The organism is Streptomyces sp. CY-1 (assembly GCF_047218265.1).
In the GTDB taxonomy this organism is placed as follows: Bacteria; Actinomycetota; Actinomycetes; order Streptomycetales; family Streptomycetaceae; genus Streptomyces; species Streptomyces niphimycinicus.
Genome location: NZ_CP178393.1, coordinates 6273152 through 6290888, shown reverse-complemented (window position 1 = coordinate 6290888; position 17737 = coordinate 6273152). Strand labels below are relative to the sequence as shown.

16 protein-coding genes and 1 tRNA gene are annotated in these 17737 nt (G+C 69.9%); 8 read left to right on the top strand and 9 right to left on the bottom strand.

Annotated elements, in window-relative coordinates:
• Window positions 1-343: 343 nt before the first annotated feature.
• Window positions 344-2329 carry a hypothetical protein gene (locus ACK1X7_RS27155; protein ID WP_413115748.1) on the top strand — a complete coding sequence of 662 codons (1986 nt, stop codon included), beginning with the start codon at window positions 344-346 and terminating at the stop codon, window positions 2327-2329.
• A gap of 620 nt (window positions 2330-2949) precedes the next feature.
• Here ACK1X7_RS27155 and ACK1X7_RS27150 read toward each other — a convergent pair.
• Window positions 2950-3306 (bottom strand): hypothetical protein, encoded by a 357-nt coding sequence (locus tag ACK1X7_RS27150; protein WP_382954474.1) that lies wholly within the window; start codon window positions 3304-3306, stop codon window positions 2950-2952.
• Between the two features lie 90 nt (window positions 3307-3396).
• Here ACK1X7_RS27150 and ACK1X7_RS27145 point away from each other — a divergent pair, with 90 nt between their 5' ends.
• A complete protein-coding gene (locus ACK1X7_RS27145) occupies window positions 3397-3522 on the top strand; it encodes a hypothetical protein (protein ID WP_385150707.1) in 126 nt (41 codons plus the stop codon).
• Window positions 3523-3613: 91 nt separating this feature from the next.
• Here the strand turns inward: ACK1X7_RS27145 and ACK1X7_RS27140 are convergent.
• From ACK1X7_RS27140 to ACK1X7_RS27130, 3 genes are all read right to left on the bottom strand, one after another.
• A tRNA-Trp gene (locus ACK1X7_RS27140) sits at window positions 3614-3689 on the bottom strand.
• Window positions 3690-3923: 234 nt separating this feature from the next.
• Window positions 3924-5444, bottom strand: a complete 1521-nt coding sequence (locus ACK1X7_RS27135) for a membrane-associated oxidoreductase (protein ID WP_390793959.1) — start codon at window positions 5442-5444, stop codon at window positions 3924-3926.
• A gap of 193 nt (window positions 5445-5637) precedes the next feature.
• Window positions 5638-6087, bottom strand: coding sequence for a MazG nucleotide pyrophosphohydrolase domain-containing protein (locus tag ACK1X7_RS27130; protein WP_390793960.1), 450 nt, complete (start codon window positions 6085-6087; stop codon window positions 5638-5640).
• A gap of 259 nt (window positions 6088-6346) precedes the next feature.
• Here ACK1X7_RS27130 and ACK1X7_RS27125 point away from each other — a divergent pair, with 259 nt between their 5' ends.
• The 4 genes from ACK1X7_RS27125 to ACK1X7_RS27110 all read left to right on the top strand — a co-directional run bounded on the left by ACK1X7_RS27125 (window position 6347) and on the right by ACK1X7_RS27110 (window position 9647).
• The gene (locus tag ACK1X7_RS27125; protein ID WP_385150715.1) at window positions 6347-6769 is read left to right on the top strand and encodes a TOBE domain-containing protein; all 423 of its coding nucleotides are present in this window, start codon (window positions 6347-6349) and stop codon (window positions 6767-6769) included.
• A gap of 227 nt (window positions 6770-6996) precedes the next feature.
• The gene (locus ACK1X7_RS27120) at window positions 6997-7572 is read left to right on the top strand and encodes a TerD family protein (RefSeq protein ID WP_078642276.1); all 576 of its coding nucleotides are present in this window, start codon (window positions 6997-6999) and stop codon (window positions 7570-7572) included.
• Window positions 7573-8518: 946 nt separating this feature from the next.
• Window positions 8519-9109: a TerD family protein gene (locus ACK1X7_RS27115; protein WP_216345076.1), complete on the top strand. Its 591-nt coding sequence runs from the start codon at window positions 8519-8521 to the stop codon at window positions 9107-9109.
• 109 nt (window positions 9110-9218) lie between these two features.
• Window positions 9219-9647: a DUF1992 domain-containing protein gene (locus tag ACK1X7_RS27110; protein WP_385149003.1), complete on the top strand. Its 429-nt coding sequence runs from the start codon at window positions 9219-9221 to the stop codon at window positions 9645-9647.
• 178 nt (window positions 9648-9825) lie between these two features.
• Here the strand turns inward: ACK1X7_RS27110 and ACK1X7_RS27105 are convergent, their stop codons facing one another.
• Window positions 9826-10212: a VOC family protein gene (locus tag ACK1X7_RS27105; RefSeq protein ID WP_216345074.1), complete on the bottom strand. Its 387-nt coding sequence runs from the start codon at window positions 10210-10212 to the stop codon at window positions 9826-9828.
• Between the two features lie 160 nt (window positions 10213-10372).
• Window positions 10373-11155, bottom strand: coding sequence for a VOC family protein (locus tag ACK1X7_RS27100; RefSeq protein ID WP_385149006.1), 783 nt, complete (start codon window positions 11153-11155; stop codon window positions 10373-10375).
• Between the two features lie 287 nt (window positions 11156-11442).
• Between ACK1X7_RS27100 and ACK1X7_RS27095 the strand changes: the two genes are divergently transcribed.
• Complete coding sequence (locus tag ACK1X7_RS27095) at window positions 11443-12720, top strand: cytochrome P450 (RefSeq protein ID WP_385149009.1); 1278 nt, start codon at window positions 11443-11445, stop codon at window positions 12718-12720.
• Between the two features lie 281 nt (window positions 12721-13001).
• Here the strand turns inward: ACK1X7_RS27095 and ACK1X7_RS27090 are convergent, their stop codons facing one another.
• Complete coding sequence (locus ACK1X7_RS27090; protein ID WP_216345080.1) at window positions 13002-13376, bottom strand: nuclear transport factor 2 family protein; 375 nt, start codon at window positions 13374-13376, stop codon at window positions 13002-13004.
• A gap of 107 nt (window positions 13377-13483) precedes the next feature.
• On the opposite strand from ACK1X7_RS27090, the gene ACK1X7_RS27085 reads away from it, so the two are divergent.
• On the top strand, window positions 13484-15331 hold the full coding sequence (locus ACK1X7_RS27085; protein ID WP_385149013.1) for a S9 family peptidase: 1848 nt from the start codon (window positions 13484-13486) through the stop codon (window positions 15329-15331).
• On the opposite strand, the gene ACK1X7_RS27080 is transcribed toward ACK1X7_RS27085, so the two are convergent.
• Both ACK1X7_RS27080 and ACK1X7_RS27075 read right to left on the bottom strand, forming a co-directional pair.
• Window positions 15237-16169 carry an SURF1 family protein gene (locus tag ACK1X7_RS27080; RefSeq protein ID WP_385149016.1) on the bottom strand — a complete coding sequence of 311 codons (933 nt, stop codon included), beginning with the start codon at window positions 16167-16169 and terminating at the stop codon, window positions 15237-15239. The genes ACK1X7_RS27085 and ACK1X7_RS27080 overlap by 95 nt on opposite strands.
• 172 nt (window positions 16170-16341) lie before the next feature.
• Window positions 16342-17397, bottom strand: a complete 1056-nt coding sequence (locus tag ACK1X7_RS27075) for a DUF4232 domain-containing protein (RefSeq protein WP_413115747.1) — start codon at window positions 17395-17397, stop codon at window positions 16342-16344.
• Window positions 17398-17737: the final 340 nt, after the last annotated feature.

The following is a 17737-nucleotide window of genomic DNA, read 5'->3' as shown; positions in this document are numbered from 1 at the left end:
GGAGCGTGATGGGAGCGATCGCCGGACTCGTGGGTCTGGCGCTCTCAGTGTGGGGGCTCACCCAATCCGGACGGGGCTCGGTGGAGGCTCATGACAGTGCCGTGGCATCAGGCGGACATGTCGGACGCGTCATCGTCGGCCATCGCAACCAGGCCACACAGCCTGTAGCGACACCGTGCAACAGCCAACTCACGAGTAGCAGGGGCGTGCATGCTTCGGGAGCGGGCAGTACAGCTGCCGCTGGAAACATCGGTGAGGTCATAGCCGGAGACGAGAATCGTACGTGACACCCGTTTGGGGCCGCCGAGACCACGGCTCGCAGGATGACGAAGGTGCCACCTCCATGCCAACGCGCGGCCGCGTACAAGCGAGTAAGGACTCGGTGGCCGCAGGGGGAGACATTGGGGCAGTCGTCACCGGCGATCACAACGCAGTCACGCATGTCTATGTCATCGGTTCCTCCCAACCAGTCAGCGACGCAGGCCAGAAGGCGTTGTCCACTCGCCTCATCAGCGAGTGCCATCCGCTCGACCTGGAGGTGCACCACGCGATCCACGTCGCCGCACGGAACGATGCGCTGCCTGCGTACGTGCCACGAGAGCACGACGCCCATCTGCGGGGCATAGTGGAGGCCGCACAGGGCGGCACAAGCCAGATGTGTGTGCTGGTCGGCGAATCCTCTACTGGTAAGACCCGAGCGTGCTGGGAGGCCATCCAAGATTTGGCAGCCGATGGCTGGCGGCTGTGGCATCCCCTAGCCCCCACCCGCGCGGAGGCAGCCTTGGCCGGCCTGGCCACGGTGGGGCCAAAGACGGTGGTCTGGCTCAACGAAGCACAGCATTACCTGGCTGTGCCCCAGGTCGGAGAGCGGATTGCTGCAGCGCTTCGGACTCTGCTGACGGACGCCGCCCGTGCCCCGATCCTGATCGTGGGCACTCTCTGGCCCGTGCACTGGGGCGAGTTGACCTCCCTACCGGCCAGCCGGGATCACGATCCGCACGCACAGATCCGCCCCCTACTGACGGGCCGACAAGTGCACGTGCCGGACGCCTTCGCCGAACAAGATGTACTTGCTCTGCGCAGCGCTGCAGAGAATGACGAGCGCCTTGCACAGGCGCTGGCAGGGGCAGCCGACCGCCGTATCACCCAGTTCCTGGCCGGTGTGCCCGCCCTGCTGGACCGACACAAATACGCCGGCCCGAGTGCCAGGGCGGTCCTCGACGCCGCGATGGACGCCCGCCGCCTGGGCTGCGGAGTGGATCTACCCGCAGCGTTCCTCGAAGAGGCGGCTGCTGGCTACCTCCCCCCGTCGGTGTTCCAGTCACTGGAGGAGGACTGGTTCGAGCAAGCCGTCGACTACACCGCACGCCCCGTACACGGCAACGCGACACTGCTGCAACAGTCTCGCCGCACGCCCGAATACCGCTCTGCGGACCGCTGCTTTCGGCTGGCCGACTACATGGAGCAGCACGGCCGTCGCACACGCCGTGCCTTGTGTCCGCCTTCCTCATTCTGGGAGGCGGCTCTGGAGCACCTGTCGCACCCCAGCGACATCGACGCACTGGCCCAAGCAGCGTCCTCGCGGTGGCGGCTGCGCTACGCTCGCCTCCTAACCGAGCGTGCCCGTCAACTGCCAAGGCCCGAACACGCCGTCAGGTTTTATGGGGAGATACCTGATCACGACTGGCGGGACGTGGAAGCCGGTCGACCGGTGGACCACCTGACGTGCAGGGCCCTGGCCGATCTTGCGCAAACCACCGCTGAGCAGGGCGACTACGAACAGGCGGCGGCTCTGGCCGTGCAAGTTGCCGAATGTTGCCAACCGGATGGGCTCGCCGAGATCGCGTTGCGGCACGAGGAGGCCGGACTTACCGTCGAGGCATCCGACCTGGCTCACCACGCAGCAGCCATGGGCGCACCTTCGTGCCTGAGCCATCTAGCCATGATGCGGGAGGATGCGGCCTTGTTCGACCAGGCAGAGCATTACGCGCGGGCCGCAGCCGAATACGGACTCACCGAGACGCTGGCGGACCTGGCGATGCGCCGCGAGGCAGCCGGCGACAGAGACCGTGCTCAGGACCTGTGGGAAGCTGCCGCCGTATACGGACACCACGAGGCTCTCGCCATCATCGCTCGCTTCCAGTACGAAGCCAACGACATCGACGGAGCAGTCCACACCGCCCGTGAAGCACTCGACCGAGGAGACGCCGCTCGCCACCGCCTCCACCGGGTTGAGCCGTTATGGATACGGCTGTGGCCACATGGCATTGAACCAGACGGCACTCCCACCTCCTCTATCCAAGACCATCGCTCCTGGTGGGAGTATTGAGGCGATGTCGCCTTCGGCCCCTGCCTGTGCACTGCCTGGCTGATACCGAGGACACGCATGCCCTCACGCAAAGAGACACGCCCGGTGTTTGACCGGCGGACCAGCCGTCCGGATGAGCCTCCAGGCAAGGTTGCTCCCGCAACGCCACAGGCACCTGTCGCTCGACTACGAGCATCGAGCAGTACGCCGTGCTCTGGGAGGAATTTGGGAGATGATCTTCCCTTCGAGACCATGCCAATCCCTGCCAGGCCAACCCTCACCAAGTCTTTGACCTGCATGTTTCACAAGGCCCACCGGTGACGGTCTTCGCCGAACCTCGTTCGGGACGAAGAGGTCGTGGGTTCAAATCCCGCCACCCCGACTGAAGGAACAGAGGTCAGGCCCGGTACTGAGAGATCAGTACCGGGCCTGATTCGTTGTGTGTGTCAGGAGGTCTGAAGTCGGGGGTGCTGCCGCTGAGCTGGTGGTCGGACGGCAGTCGTTGACGGCAGTTCCCTACCTTCGGCGCTTGTGCAGCCGGTCCATGTGGCCCATGGCCTCCCGGCGGCTGTCGTCGTTCGCCGGGTCCCGGCGTCGGGCGATTCCTGGCCATGGCCGAACCGGACCGGGCAGGACACCGTTCAGTAGGCGTAGATCGATGTTGCCTTGATCCTCCGGTAGGCACCCCACGTCGTGCACAACGTGGTGCTGGTCTTGTTGTACTGGGTGCCGTGCGCCGCGATCTTCCAGCCCGGGTACGCGATGAAGCCGCCGCCCTTCTTGTACAGGCCGCCGTTGCCGCCCATCGTGTAGCCCTCCAACAGATAGTGGTATCCGGCCGCGGAGCGCAGGTACACGCACCCGTCGGAGTGCTGGTAAGTGCCGTAGAACGTCCCCGTGCGGGACGCGGCCGTCGTCGGCGCGGCCGCTGCCGGTACCGCGGCGCCGAACACGATGGCCAGAGCGCTTGCCGCCAGAGCCGCGTTCCTCTTCATCATGCTTCCTGCTTTCTCCGGTGCTCCGAGTCGATCACTGCCCCGTCGCGGGGCCCTGGCATCGAATCCTTCCTAGTCTCAGGAGGAATGTCCTTGACGCTCAGCGCACTCGTATTGACCCACAACGCCCTGCCGCCCGCGGTGAGTGACGGACTGCGTGACAACGACGAGTTCGCCAACGGCACATCGATGACGCCCGCCAGATGGTCGCCGTCATGAGCCGGCGCCAACTGCGAACACCGGTGCCCCTGCGGGGTTCCGCGAGATCACCGGTGTTCTTTCCGAGATCGTGCTCGGTTCTATGCAGCCATGGCAGGGGTGGCAGGAGTCGAACCTGCGACATCCGGTTTTGGAGACCGGCGCTCTGGCCTCTGAGCTACACCCCTTCGAGGCCGCCCAGCCTGGCATGGCTAAGCACGTGATTCCACGGGTTTTTGGGCAGCGTCGGCTGTGGCGGCTGGTCCGCGGCCGCCCTGCACCTCAAGCAGCCCGCGCCGCAGGAGAGGACCGGTTCCGCTCACGCCTGCCGACCGAGCAGGTCGGACCGCGGGTCGACGTCAACTCTGCGGTGCGGTAGCAAAGATGGCGTCGGGGCGGTACGTATCCGTCCGGCCGGACCGCTATTGGCGGCTCAGGGAGCGGGTGATGCCCGCCGCGATGGTGGTGGCCAGGATCCAGCCGGTGACGATGAGGATGTAGGAGAGCCACTGAGACCAGCCCTGTGGCGCGAAGGCCGACTGCTGACCGAAATCGGTGATCGGCAGGAGCAGGTCCACGGTGTAGAAGACGGGGTTGAAATCGGGCGCCTCATCCGCTTTCAGGGGGCGGGGGTGGTTCAAGGCGAAGGCGAGGGCGCCGGTGAGGAGAAGGGCCAGCAGCCAGCCGGCGGCACGCATGGGCCGGAAGCCGTAGCCGACGGTGAGGTCCTGGAGATGGCCCCAGGCCCTGGCGTACCGGGGAAGGGTGCGGCGGTGCCGGCGGAGCTTGGCCAGTTGCACCGTGCGGGCGGCGGCGTCATCGCCCGCGGTGCGGTAGGCGGCGGTCAGCTCCTCGTAGGCGTACGGCAGATAGCCCGACTCCTCGCGCTCCAGCAGGGTCAGGCGTTGTTCGGCGGGGAGGTCGGGGGTGAGCCTGCGATAGCTGAGGCCGTCGATCCTGACTCGGTCGGGCCACGTCTCCGGGGCGATGTGCAGCAGATCGACCTGCGAGCCGCGGAGGTTCACCGCGCCCTCGATCGGGACGGCTTCGCGCAGCCACAGCTCGCCGATGACGCAACTGCTGGCGCGCAGGGCCTGGCCGCCGGGGTTGGAGAGCCGGGCGTACGCGAGGTTCAGATGACGGGGGATTCTGGCGCCGCTGAGGTTGACCCGCCCATGGGCGCGCAGCCGCATGGCACGCAGGTCGGTGCCGACCGACAGCGTCTCGGCGTGCAGGGCGGTGTGGCCGGGGTGGTGCAGCAGGGCGTCGTCGAGGTTGACCTCACCGGTGACGGTGGCCCCGTTCAGCCGGACCTGGCCGTGGCAGACGAGCCCGGCCGCCGCTATGTCGTTGCCCACGACCACGTGGTTGAGCTCCAGTGCCGGCTCCTGGAGCGCGTCGGGGCCCGCGGCATCGGGGGCGTGGGACGCGGCAGAGACGTCGGGGGCGTCCGGGGAGACGCCGAGACGCGCCCCGTCGAGGAAGATCGCCCCGGCGATCTGGGCCCCCGCAAGCCTTACGGGGCCCGCGATACGGCAGCCGCTCATCCGCAGCACCCCATCGACACGGAGCGCTCCCGCGGTGAGGTCGGGCAGCACCGAATCGCTGAGCACCAGGGCACGCAGCTCCGCCCCGTAGAGCATCGGGCCCCGCGTGAAGTGGCAGGACCGCAGCCGTATGGGGTGCTGGACCGACCCGTATCTGAGGTCGAGCTGCCCGATGATGCGCGCACCCGCCAGCTTCAGCCCCGCTATCTCCCCGCCCCGGCTCGGCCCGTCGACCAGCAACGCCCGTAATACCTCGGCCCTTACGGTCCGCTCCGGCCCCCAGGACCCACCGGCCGCCGGGTCGTCGTCGGCGCTCTCGCGCATATCAACGCCCTCGCCCAGCGGGAACGCCTCCCAGACACGGCGCTCGGCAGGGGTCAGGTCGGCGATCTCCATCGGCGGGATGGTGGCGTGGGGGTGCTCGGGGTGTCAACTGCCGGGGCGTCGGTCGCCGGGCCGCCGGTCGCCGGGCCGCCGGGCGGCGGGCGGCGGCGGCGGGCGGCGGGCGGCGGGCGGCGGGCGGCGGGCGGCGGGCGGCGGGCGGCGGGCGGCGGGCGGCGGCGGGCGGCGGGCGGCGGGCGGCGGGCGCCTATTCGGATGCGGCGGACGCGTTGGATGCGTCGGACGCCGTGGATGCGGTGGACGCGTCGGTCCAGCCCTGGCGGCGTAGGACGGCCGGGATGTCGGGGGGCTGGTAGTGGGCGCCCTTGAGGACCTTGCCGTCGGCGCGCAGGGTGGGGCGGCCGTCGGGGCCGAGTTTGGTCATATTGGCCCGGTGGATCTCGGCGATCACCTCGTCCAGGTCGATGCCGTGGACCAGGGCGGTACCGTAGGCGACGTAGACGACGTCGGCCAGTTCGTGGGCCAGGTGGTCGACGGCGCCATGGGCGCTCGCCTCGGCTACCTCGGCGCACTCCTCGGCCAGTAGGTCTTGGCGGTGGGCGGCGAGTTCCGGTGAGACCTGGGTGGGGGTCGTACGGGCGTCGAGGCCGAAGGCCAGGTGGAATTCGCGGACGAGGTCGGCGGGAGAAGGGCGCATCCGTCCGATCGTACGTGGGGGTGGGCCATCGGGGCGCCTGGGTGGGTCGGGTCCCCGGGATGGTCGGTGCCTGTGTGGTCGGTGTTGGGCGGGCGGGTGCCGCGCGTCGTACAGGGTCCGGTGGTCGTGTGGGGCGGTGCGCCGTGGGGGGGGAGGCGTCGTGGGGGGAGGCGTCGTGCGTCGGCGCGCGGATCCTTGGGCGGGTGCCTAGGGTGAGGCGTATCAGGCCGTTGACCTCCGCCTCCGGGGTGGTGCACCCATGAGTCTCAGCATCCGCAATCAGCTCCCGGCCACCGTCGTGTCCGTGACCCCGGGCGAGGCCATGGCCACGGTCCAGGGACGGCTGTCCGGGGGTCAGATGGTGACGGCCGCCGTGACCATGAGCGCCGTGAAGGAGCTCGGTATCGGGGAGGGATCGCAGGTGACGGCGCTGGCCAAGGCCACTGAGGTGGCTCTGGCCACCGGGGAGGTCTCGGGGCTGAGCATCCGCAATCGTTTCCCGGGTACGGTCACCCGCCTCACCCTCGGTGCCACCATGGCCACCGTTGTCGTCGCCATCGGCGGCGACCAGGAGCTCACGGCCGCCATCACCCAGGACGCCGCGGCGGAGCTGGGGCTCACCGAGGGCAGCCGCGTCACCGCGCTGATCAAGTCGACCGAGGTGTCGCTCGCCACCGCGTAGTCCGATGCGTCGGTGGTAGCCGGTCGTGGTCTGTGGCGGTCGTGGTGGTCTGTGGCCAGCAGGCGGTCGGTCGATGGGCCGATTGCCTGCGTCCCCGGCCCGGTCCCGGCACCGTCCCGACCCGGTCCCGGCACCCCAGATCGCGCCAACCTCTCCGGCCCTCACCTCAGCTACTTCTACAGTGCTGTAGATTTTAACTCCGGTCCACCGAGCACCTGGAGGAAAACGTGGGAGTTTCCCTGTCCAAAGGCGGCAACGTCTCGCTGAGCAAGGAGGCGCCGGGCCTGAGCGCGGTCATCGTCGGCCTGGGCTGGGACGTACGGACGACGACGGGCGCCGCCTACGACCTCGACGCCAGCGCCCTGCTGTGCGACGAGGCCGGGAAGGTCGCGTCCGACCGGCACTTCGTCTTCTACAACAACCTCACCAGCCCCGACGGCTCCGTGGAGCACACCGGCGACAACCTGACCGGTGAGGGCGAGGGCGACGACGAGGCCATCAAGGTCAATCTGGCCGCCGTGCCGGCCGAGATCGCCAGGATCGTCTTCCCGGTCTCCATCCACGACGCGGACGGCCGCGACCAGAACTTCGGCCAGGTCCGCAACGCCTTCATCCGGGTGGTCAACCAGGCCGACAACGCCGAACTCGCCCGCTACGACCTGAGCGAGGACGCCGCGACCGAGACGGCGATGGTCTTCGGCGAGCTCTACCGCAATGGCGCGGAGTGGAAGTTCCGCGCGGTCGGCCAGGGCTACGCCTCGGGGCTCGCGGGCATCGCCTCCGACTTCGGCGTCAATCTCTGACGCCCTCCCCAGCGGCCGTCGGGCCCGCCCTTCCCCCCTGAGGCGGGCCCGACGGCTGGTTCACACGGCGCGCGCAACTGGCCGGTACGCCGCGCGGCTACGCGGTTCGGACACATCGAGGAAGCGGATATGACCGCCCCACCCGGGTTACAGGCCGAGGACAGGCCCGACTTCGAGCGGGCGCTGCACCAGGCGCTGCGTACGGCGGAGATCCATGAGGCCCTGCGGCGCAACGGGGCCACCGGGGACGCGGACATCCAACGGCTGCGCTCCCAGGCGCTGGTGGAGAGCGAAGCCATCGCGACGGCCGCCGCGCCCGAATACGCCGCGTACCTCCGGCAACGCGCCGCCGCGGCGATGAGCCCGTCCACCGCGCCCGCTACGCCCGCCCTTTCTTCCCCGGCTGCCCCGCCTGCCTCGGCTGCCCCGCCTGCCTCGGCTGCCCCGCCTGCCCCATCTCCTACGGGCGCCTCCTCCCGCACGGCAGGCGTCCGTGGGCTGCTGCCGGCGCTCGCCGTCCTCGCACCGGCTCTGGCCGGTGTCTCGGCCGCGGCCTTTCTGCTCCTCGGCGGACTGCTGAAGCTCTTTCACTCCCAACGCGAGCTTGGCGAGGCACTGTTGACCGCCGGGCTGACCAGCGCGACGATCGCGGCGGTCACTCTGGCGGCGGGAGTGGCCTGCCTGCTCGCCACCGCCGTACGCCACCGCACCTCGGCCCCCGACCAGCACCCGCGCTCCCAACGTTCCCCGCGCTCCCCGCGCTCCCAACGGCATCCGTACACACACCCGCCCCACATCGGGCGCCGGGATGACGCGGCCGTGGCCACGGCCCGCGACGCCTGGCTGAGGGCCCTTCTGCACCGCGGCATCCTGCCGTTTCTGCGCGACCGGCTGAAAATGTCGCAAAACCATCCCGGATCAATCAGAAGAGCGAGAAAGGAAGCACATGACCGTAAATCTGGCCAAGGGCCAGCGGATCAGCCTGAGCAAGTCCGACGGGGGCGAGCTCAGCGCGGTGCGCATGGGCCTGGGCTGGCAGGCCGCGCCGCGCAAGGGGCTGCTCGCCCGGTTGACCGCCAAGGAGATCGACCTGGACGCCTCGGCCGTGCTCTTCGCCGGGAGGGAAGCCGTCGACGTCGTGTTCTTCCAGCATCTGACGAGCGACGACGGGTCCGTACGGCACACCGGCGACAACCTCGTCGGTGGCACCGGTCAGGGCGGCGACGATGAATCGATCCTGATCGATCTACAGCGCGTTCCGGCCCATGTCGATCAGATCCTGTTCACGGTGAACTCCTTCACCGGACAGACCTTCGCCGAGGTGCAGAACGCCTTCTGCCGTCTGATCGATGAGACCAACGGACAGGAACTGGCCCGCTACACCCTGAGCGGCGGCGGCCCCTACACGGCCCAGATCATGGCCAAGGTGCACCGCGAGGGCGGGGCGGGCGGGGCCTGGCAGATGTCGGCGATCGGCGCGCCCGCCACCGGCCGGACGTTCCAGGATCTGCTGCCGGTCCTCGCCTCCCACCTCTGAGCTGACGGAGCAAGCCTCCCCCTCTCCGCATCTGACAAGTCTCCGCATCTGACAAGCGGGCCGAAACGGGCTGTGGCGCGTTTCGGGACATCCGAGGGAGAATCTCAGGGTGACCGAGCGAAAGCCACCGGGCATCAGCTTCGAAACATGGGCCGACCGGCAGATCCGCGAGGCGGAGGAACGCGGCGCGTTCGCGAACCTCCCGGGAAGGGGAAAACCTCTCCCGAACCTCAACAAGCCCTACGACGATCTGTGGTGGGTCAAGGAGAAGATGGCCCGCGAGAATCTGTCATTTCTGCCGCCGACACTTGTGCTGCGCAAAGAGGCGGAGGACGCGCTCGCCGCCGTGGAAAAGGCGCCCTCGGAACGGCGGGTGCGGGAGATCCTCTCGGAGGTCAATGACAAGATCCGGGAGGCTATCCGGCGGCCCCCGCCCGGCCCGCCGCTCCATCTCACGCCCTTCGACATCGACGAGGTCGTACGGGAGTGGCGAGAGCGCCGGGACGGGATGGAGCGCGACGAGGATCAGCCCGGCTGACCGCCGGCTGCCGACTGCTGAACACAGACCGCTGATCGCCAACCACTGACCACTGACCACCACCCAGTGACCACCACCCAGTGACCGCGACGAAGGTGGGCCGGGGCGCGTGCGCCCCGGCCCGCTCGTGGTTCAGGGTCCGCCCGATTCGGAGCCCATGTTCCAGGGCCTCCCCGGGCTACTCCTCGTTGCCGTACGGGCGAGTGATGATCTCCATGCCATGACCGGCCGGGTCCAGGAAGTACAGCCCGCGGCCGCCGTAATGGTGGTTGATCTCGCCCGGCTGCTTCAGATGAGGATCGGCGTAGTACGTGACCCCCTGCTGCCGGATCCGCTCGAAAGCCGCGTCGAACTCCTCGTCCGAGATGAGAAACGCGTAATGCTGCATGACGATCGACTCACCGGGAATGGTGGCGAAGTCCAGGGTGACACCGTTACTCGTCTCCAGCGGAACGAACGGGCCCCATGCTTCTCCCACCTCGAGGTCGAGGATGTTCGCCAGGAATTCCGCGGATTCGCGGTTGTCCAGAGAATGGACGATCGTGTGATTCAACTCGACAGACACTGTGGAATGCCTCCGTAAGGCAATCTCACGGGCACCTCCATGCCTCACCCGGCCGGTGACCGACACGCGATGCCGTATCTCCGATCGTAGGCGGCACCACCTCCGACCGTCGAGGCCCAGTGCGACGTCGAGGCCCAGTGCGACGTCGGGGCCCAGTTCCTCAGCCGCACGCCACGGAAGCGGAATCCCCGTCGGCGGCTTCCTTCCTGACCGCCGCCACGTTGAAGATCCCGCCCTCCGGGTCGCGCAGCGCCGCGACGCGCCCATAGGGGGTGTCGGCCGGCGGGGAGAGGATGCCGCCGCCGAGTTCCGCGGCTCGTTCGGCGACCTCGTCGACGTCCTTCACGCAGAAGTACACCCGCCAGCGGGGCCGAACGTTCGGGTCCGGGGCGGCCTCGATGGCGCCGCCACGCAGCCCCGCGACCGCCTTACCGTCGATATGGAGGACCACCCGGTCATGTTCGAAGCGGACGTCACAGCGCTCGCGCTCCTGGCTGTCCCAGCCGAAAACCTGCCCATAGAAGAGCGCCGCCTCGAAGGCGTCGCGGGTGCGCAGCTCCAGCCATACGGGCGCGCCCGGTCTGCGCTCGCCCCACCAGGCGGAGGTCAGATCGCCCTCCCAGATGCCGAAGTTGGCCCCGTCCGGGTCGGCCGCCCAGGCCACCCGCCCGCTGCCGAACTCCAGCGGCCCGACCGCGACCGTGCCACCGCGCTCCTGGACGCGCGAGGCCACCTCGTCCGCGCTGTCCGCCGCGAAGTACGTGGTCCAGGTGACCGGGAGGGTCACCCCCGCCGAGGGGGACGAGGCGCCGATGCCTACGGTCGGTACGCCGCCCTCGGTATACGCGATGGTGTAACGGCCGTGCCCCTGCCGGGTGGGCCGGAAGCCCCAGCCGAAGAGCTCTCCGTAGAAGGTGTGCGCGCGGTCCAGATCCGCTGCCATGAGACTCACCCAGCACGGTGCGCCCTGGACAGCACGGAACCTCTCCCGCAAGGCCGCTCACCTCACTCATGTCCCTGGGGGCGCCGCAGGCGTCCCGCAGGCAGCCGTCATCGCTCGCGCTTCCTGCCCGATATCTCCACTTTGCTCTGATTTCGCGGTCGGCGCCACCTTGATGCCCACCGGCGCGCCCGCCCGAGCAGGTAGCACATGCGTTGTGGCGCATCACACCGGGGCACGTCCGGCACCGGAGCATGGCCGGCCGGCCATGGCAGGGCAGTATTGCGCCCATGTCGAATCTCCGCTCAAACATCGTGTCCTGGCTGGGCCGCAAGTACTTTTCGAGAATTCAGAAAAATGGCTTCGACTTGTCCAAGATGTCGTTCCTCCCGGACGCCACGCTGGCGCCGCTGAGGCGCGATGGACTCGACCCGATTGCCGATCTGTCCCGAACCAGGGCAAAAGAACCCATCAGCAAGATATGGCTGCCTTTCGGCATCAATGCCTGGCTTGTCACCGGATATGACGAGACCAAGGCGGTGCTCGGAAAGGCGAAGGGGTTCAGCTCCGATTTCACCAACCTCGCGGAACGGAACATCGGCGTCGCCCCGCAGCAGAATCCGGGAGGTCTCGGCTTCAGCGATCCACCGACGCATACGAGACTGCGACGCCTGCTGACGCCCGAATTCACCATGCGGCGACTCAGCAGGCTCACCCCGCGCATCCACTCCATCGTCGAGGAGCGCCTCGACGAGATGGCGGCGGCCGAGGGCCCGGTGGATCTCGTGGAGGCGTTCGCCCTCCCCATTCCCGCGCTGGTCATCTGCGAACTGCTCGGGGTGCCGTACGAGGACCGCGACGACTTCCAGCGCCACAGCACCGCGCGGTTCGATCTCTTCAGCGGGGCGAACGCCTCTCTCGGCGCGATGTCGGACTCCCTTTCCTATCTGCACGGGATCGTCCGTAAGCAGCGTGAGACACCCGGCGACGGGCTGCTCGGCATGCTGGTGAAGGAGCACGGCGATGAAGTCGACGACCAGGAGCTGGCCGGGCTCGCCGACGGGGTGCTGACCGGCGGTCTGGAGACGACCGCGAGCATGCTGGCGCTCGGCACGCTGGTGCTGCTCCAGGACCCCGAGCACTTCGCCGCGATTCGTGATCACGACGATGCCGTGGACCCGTTCGTGGAGGAGCTGCTGCGCTATCTCACGGTGGTGCAGGTGGCCTTCCCGCGGTTCGCCCGCGAGGACATGGAGATCGCGGGCACGCGCATTTCCGCCGGTGATCTGGTGCTGTGCTCACTGAGCGGGGCCAACCGCGACGAGAAGCTGGGCCCGGACATGGAGCGGGTCGATCCGCACCGGCAGGCCCCCTCGCATCTGGCCTTCGGATACGGCATCCACCGCTGCATCGGCGCCGAGCTGGCCAAGATGGAACTCCGGGCCGCCTATCCCGCGCTCATACGGCGGTTCCCGGAGATGCGACTCGCCGTACCGGCGGAGAAGCTCTCCTTCCGGAAGCTCTCCATCGTCTATGGCGTGGACGAGCTGCCGGTGCTGCTGGGGTAGCGGAGCCCGGGGACCCAAGGACCCGAGGACCCAAGGACCCGGGGACCCAAGGACCCGAGGACCCGGGGAGGGGACGAGGTGAACGGGAGGGGGAGGGGCAGGGGCTGGGGCCGGTGAAGTGGGGGCCGGAGGGGTGGGAGCCGGAGGGGTAGGGACCGAAGGGGTGGGACCCGGGGGAAGGGGCGGAATCGCGCGCGTAGGGGCTACGGACGGGTGCGGACGGAAGAGTTCAAGCTGCTGCCCGGCATCGTCTGCGAGCAGTCGGAAACGTCCAGAAGCACTCAGAAGCGCTCGACCATTTGCTCGCGCTCACGCGGAGGCTCGTACGGCGCCGGCCAGAAGTCGGTGATGGTCTGGATCCGGCCGTCCGCCGAGGCGGTGAAGAAGCTGATCGCCTGCGTCTCCTCCTCGTCCTCGCTGAAGCGCACCCAGGAGACCGCCTGCGCGCCGTCGGCGATGACGCGCTCGACCTCCAGACTCCACTCGCCCAGGTACTCGGCGTTGAAGCGGACCACACCGTCCCGGCCGAGCACCCGCTCGCGGGTCTGCGGCAGTTCGTAGCGGACGTCGTCGGCGAGCGTGGCACCGAACGCCCGCCAGTCCCTGGCCTGGGCCGTTGCCCAGTATGTCTCCACTGTCGCGGCTATGTCGGCCATCAGCTCCCCCTCGGTGTACGGGCCCCCGTCCATCCCGCCGCGAACGTTATCCACAGGCGCGGGGCGACGCCAGCGCGCATGTCGGGGTGCGGCGCAGAATGGTGAGCATGACTGAGAGCACGGAGTCCATGCCGGACTGGGAAAAGCGCTTCCGGGCGCCGCGAGTGGGGCTGCCCGACTGGGCGGAAGAAGCCCCGGACCACTCGCTGTTCGTCTCGAACGCCACGGGCACATACGAGCTGTACGCATGGGATCGGGCGACCGGTGCGCAGCGGCAGGTCACGGACCGGCCGAACGGGACGACCGACGGGGTGCTGTCGCCGGACGGCCGGTGGATCTGGTGGTTCTCGGACACCGATGGCGATGAGTTCGGGGTCTGGCTGCGTCAGCCGTTCAGCGGCGGCGAGGGGGACGAGCGCCCGGCCGACGAGCCCGCGACCCCCGGCCTGGACCCCTCCTATCCCGCGGGGCTCGCGCTGGGCCGCGACGGCACGGCGGTCGTCGGGCGGTCCACCGACGAGGACGGCTCGACCATCCATGTGGTGCGGCCGGGCGGCGAGCCCGAGGAGATCTACCGGCATCGCGAGTCCGCCGGAGTGGGCGATCTCTCCCATGACGGGACGCTCATCGCCATCGAGCACACCGAGCACGGCGACGCGATGCACTCGGCGATCCGGGTCCTGCGGCTGGACGGGACGGCCGTCGCGGAGCTGGACGACACCAAGGGCGGCACCGAGGAGCTGGGCCTGTCCGTGATGGGCTTCGCGCCCGTCGAGGGGGACACCCGGCTGCTGGTCGGGCACCAGCGGCGCGGCCGGTGGGAGCCCATGGTGTGGGATCCGGTCACCGATGTGGAGACCGCGCTGGCGATCGATCTGCCCGGCGACGTCGGGGCGGACTGGTTCCCGGACGGATCGGCGCTGCTGGTCGAGCACAGCCATCAGGCGCGCAGCGAGCTGCTGCGGTACGACCTCGGCTCCGGCGAGCTGACCCGCCTGGAGACCCCGGCGGGCACGATCTCGGGCGCCACGGCGCGGCCGGACGGCACGGTGGAGTTCCTGTGGTCGTCGGCCGAGAAGCCGCCCCAGGTGCGGTCGACGAGCGGGCGGACGGTGCTGGACCCGCCCGGTTTCGCGGCCCCGGAGTCGGTGCGGGTCACCGACGCGTGGGTGGACGGCCCCGGTGGGCGGGTGCACGCGCTCGTGCAGAAGCCCGCGGGCGAGGGCCCCTTCCCGACGGTCTTCGACATCCACGGCGGGCCGACCTGGCATGACAGCGACGCCTTCGCGGCAGGCCCCGCGGCCTGGGTGGACCACGGCTTCGCCGTGGTGCGGGTCAATTACCGCGGCTCCACGGGGTACGGGCGGGCGTGGACGGACGCGCTCAAGCACCGGGTCGGGCTGATCGAGCTGGAGGACATCGCGGCCGTGCGGGAGTGGGCGGTGGCCTCCGGGCTCGCCGACCCCGAGCGGCTGGTGCTGGCCGGCGGCTCCTGGGGCGGCTATCTGACGCTGCTGGGGATCGGGACTCAGCCGGATTCCTGGGCGCTGGGGCTGGCCGCGGTCCCGGTCGCGGACTATGTGACGGCCTACCACGACGAGATGGAGGCCCTGAAGGCGATGGACCGCACCCTGCTGGGCGGCACCCCGGAGGAGGTGCCGGAGCGGTTCGAGGCGTCGTCCCCGCTGACCTATGTGGATCAGGTGCGGGCGCCGGTCTATATCTCGGCGGGGCTGAACGACCCCCGCTGCCCCATACGGCAGATCGACAACTATGTGGAGCGGCTCGAGCAGCGCGGCACCCCGCATGAGGTCTACCGCTATGACGCGGGGCACGGCTCGCTGGTCGTCGAGGAGCGGATCAAGCAGTTGCGCTTGGAGATCGAGTTCGCTCGGCGTCATCTGGGGTCCGGTCCGCACCCGGCGCCGTCGGAGCCGTCGGCTCGGGCGGTGTGATGCCAAGGGCCAGATCGCGGGCCGTCTCGGCCTCGCGGCGGAACAGCCGGAACCACATGAAGATCACGAAGCCCGCGAAGACGAACCACTCACCGGTGTAGCCCAGGTTCTGGAACGCCTTGATGTCGAGCCCGGTGCCCTCCGCCGCCATGGGGGGCACCGGCTCCAGGGCCCCGGAAGCCTGCGAGGAGGTCACCCAGGCGTCGTACACCTGATAAGGCACCAGGTTGACCAGGGAGGCGGCGCTGATCATGCCGAGCTGGCCGCGGGGAAGGCCACCAGCCGCGCTCACCCCGTCGCCGCCCTGGTGCTCGGAAGCCTGGAGGGCCCCTGTGACGGTCACCTCACCGGAGGGGGGTGCGGGCACCTTGGCGGCGGCCGCGGGATCGTCGGCGTCGCCGGGGAGCCAGCCACGGACGACGGGCAGCGCCTTGGCCCCGGCTCCATCCTTACCGTCGGGCTCGGCCTTGCCGTAGGCCGCGCCCTTGCCTCCGCCGACGTCCCCGTCCCCGTCCACGCGGAGCAGGGTCAGTACATAGAAGCCGTCGCGGCCGTCCAGCCGCCTGTCGGGCACGAGGAGTTGATGTGTGGTGTCGTATCGGCCGGTGGCGGTCGCCCGCTCCCCGGAGGTCTTCGCGGTGACCGGCAGCAGGTCGCTCAGCGGCCGGGCCGCGGCCTTCCGCTCGCGGGACGCGTCGTCCTGCTGCTGGTTATGCGTGTCGACGCGCGTCTCGAAGCGGCTGAGCTGCCAGCTCCCCATGAAGAGGCAGACCGGGATCGCCAGCAGGGTGAACACGTTGATCACCCACCAGCGGGGTGTCAGCAGAAACCGATACACACCACCACGGTACGGGCCTCGCGTCGGGGTCCCGGCGGCGGGGCCGCCCCGCAGGCCCCCGCGCGTCGGCCCCGGGATCCCGCCGCGGCGCGTCGAGAGCGCCGCAGTGGCCTCCCGGGGGCAGCTCCCCGGACGGCCGCTGCCCCATAGCTCCAGAGGGACGCCGGCAGGTCTAGAGGGAGGTCAGCAGACCGGTGCGGTAGATCGTTCCGGCGCAGGCGCCGCCGATCGTCACGCTCGCCGCGGCCGGGTCGCCCGCCTCCGGTGTGTGGCTGACCAGGACGCTCGCGTCCTGCGGCTCACCGCCGCCACCGCCCCCGCCCGGCTCGCCCGAGCTGGGGTTGTCCTGCGGCCCGTCCTGGGCCGGGTCGGTGGACGGATCGGGGGTCGGTGTGCCGGTGGTGGAGCAGCCGCTGGTGCCGCCGCCCGCCGCCGGAATCCAGGCGAACTTGACCTCGTACGCCTGGCCGGGCTTGAGGATGAGCGTGCCCGGCTGGAGGGAAGGGTCTGGCAGCCCTGCCGCCGCGTCCCCCGCCGTGTGGTCGACGACGAGGATCCGCGCGGCGTCCGCACCGCCCTGGGCGCTCGCGCCCACCGAGCCGCTGCCCTCGACCGTGCAGGCGCTGTCCGAGATGTTCGCGACGCGGAACGAGCCGTAGACCCGCCCCTCGGCGTCGGCCGCCCCGACCGATCCGGCGCCACCGCTGGTGAGCTGGGCGCGGCTACAGGTGGGGGAGGTGGCGTTCAGCGTGTTGGAGGGATCGGGGGCCGTACCACCGCCGGGGCCACCCTCCTCGTCGCCCTCCGGCGGCTTGTCCTTCCCCTTGTCCTTGTCCTTGTCGCCCTTGTCCTGCTCGACCGTGTCGGCGGGCCCGTCGGAGCCCTTGCCGCCACTGCCCTCGCCGTGCCGACCGCCGCTGGCCTCAGGGGTGCGGTGACTGCTGGCAGCATTGGCCGGGCGTTCGTCCGCGCCGTTGCTGGTGGTCGCGACGTGCACCAGCGCCGGTACGGCCGCGCAGCCGAGCACCACCGCGGCCGCGGCCCCGACCAGGGCCTGGCGCCGCCGCGCGCGGCGGGCGGGCACGGCGCGCCGCAGATAGTCGAGGGAGTCGGAGGACGGTTCGAGATCGTCGACGGCGCGGTGCAGCAGCCGCCGCAGCGCCCCCTCGTCCTCACCGCCGGGCCCGTCGTCGTCGAGCTGAATACGGATGGGCGTCAGAGGCGTCACCCGCCCCTGCCCGGACGGGGCGGACGGAGCGGCCCCGGCCGACCCGGTGGACTTCCCGGCCTCCGCAGACCCGCCGGGCCCACCGGCCTCCGCAGACCCGCCGGACTCCTCGGCTCCCGTGGACCCCGCAGACCCCGCAGACCCCGCGGACCCCGCGGACCGCGCAGACTCACCGGCCTCCGCGGACTCACCGGTCTCCGTCGACTCCACCGACTCCATCGGCCGCGTGGACTCCGTCGGCTCCGTCGGCTTCACCGGCTCCATCGGCTCCGTGGACTCCACTGGTTCTCGGGATTCGGGCTCATGGCCCGTCCGCCGCCCGGGTTCGTCCGGGTCCGGC

What these genes read in the sequence shown, in the direction of transcription:
- ACK1X7_RS27155 (WP_413115748.1), top strand. Translation starts at nt 344, where the DNA reads ATGCCAACGCGCGGCCGCGTACAAGCGAGTAAGGACTCGGTGGCCGCA.
- ACK1X7_RS27150 (WP_382954474.1), bottom strand. Translation starts at nt 3,306, where the DNA reads ATGATGAAGAGGAACGCGGCTCTGGCGGCAAGCGCTCTGGCCATCGTG.
- ACK1X7_RS27135 (WP_390793959.1), bottom strand. Translation starts at nt 5,444, where the DNA reads ATGGAGATCGCCGACCTGACCCCTGCCGAGCGCCGTGTCTGGGAGGCG.
- ACK1X7_RS27130 (WP_390793960.1), bottom strand. Translation starts at nt 6,087, where the DNA reads ATGCGCCCTTCTCCCGCCGACCTCGTCCGCGAATTCCACCTGGCCTTC.
- ACK1X7_RS27125 (WP_385150715.1), top strand. Translation starts at nt 6,347, where the DNA reads ATGAGTCTCAGCATCCGCAATCAGCTCCCGGCCACCGTCGTGTCCGTG.
- ACK1X7_RS27115 (WP_216345076.1), top strand. Translation starts at nt 8,519, where the DNA reads ATGACCGTAAATCTGGCCAAGGGCCAGCGGATCAGCCTGAGCAAGTCC.
- ACK1X7_RS27100 (WP_385149006.1), bottom strand. Translation starts at nt 11,155, where the DNA reads ATGGCAGCGGATCTGGACCGCGCGCACACCTTCTACGGAGAGCTCTTC.
- ACK1X7_RS27095 (WP_385149009.1), top strand. Translation starts at nt 11,443, where the DNA reads ATGTCGAATCTCCGCTCAAACATCGTGTCCTGGCTGGGCCGCAAGTAC.
- ACK1X7_RS27090 (WP_216345080.1), bottom strand. Translation starts at nt 13,376, where the DNA reads ATGGCCGACATAGCCGCGACAGTGGAGACATACTGGGCAACGGCCCAG.
- ACK1X7_RS27085 (WP_385149013.1), top strand. Translation starts at nt 13,484, where the DNA reads ATGACTGAGAGCACGGAGTCCATGCCGGACTGGGAAAAGCGCTTCCGG.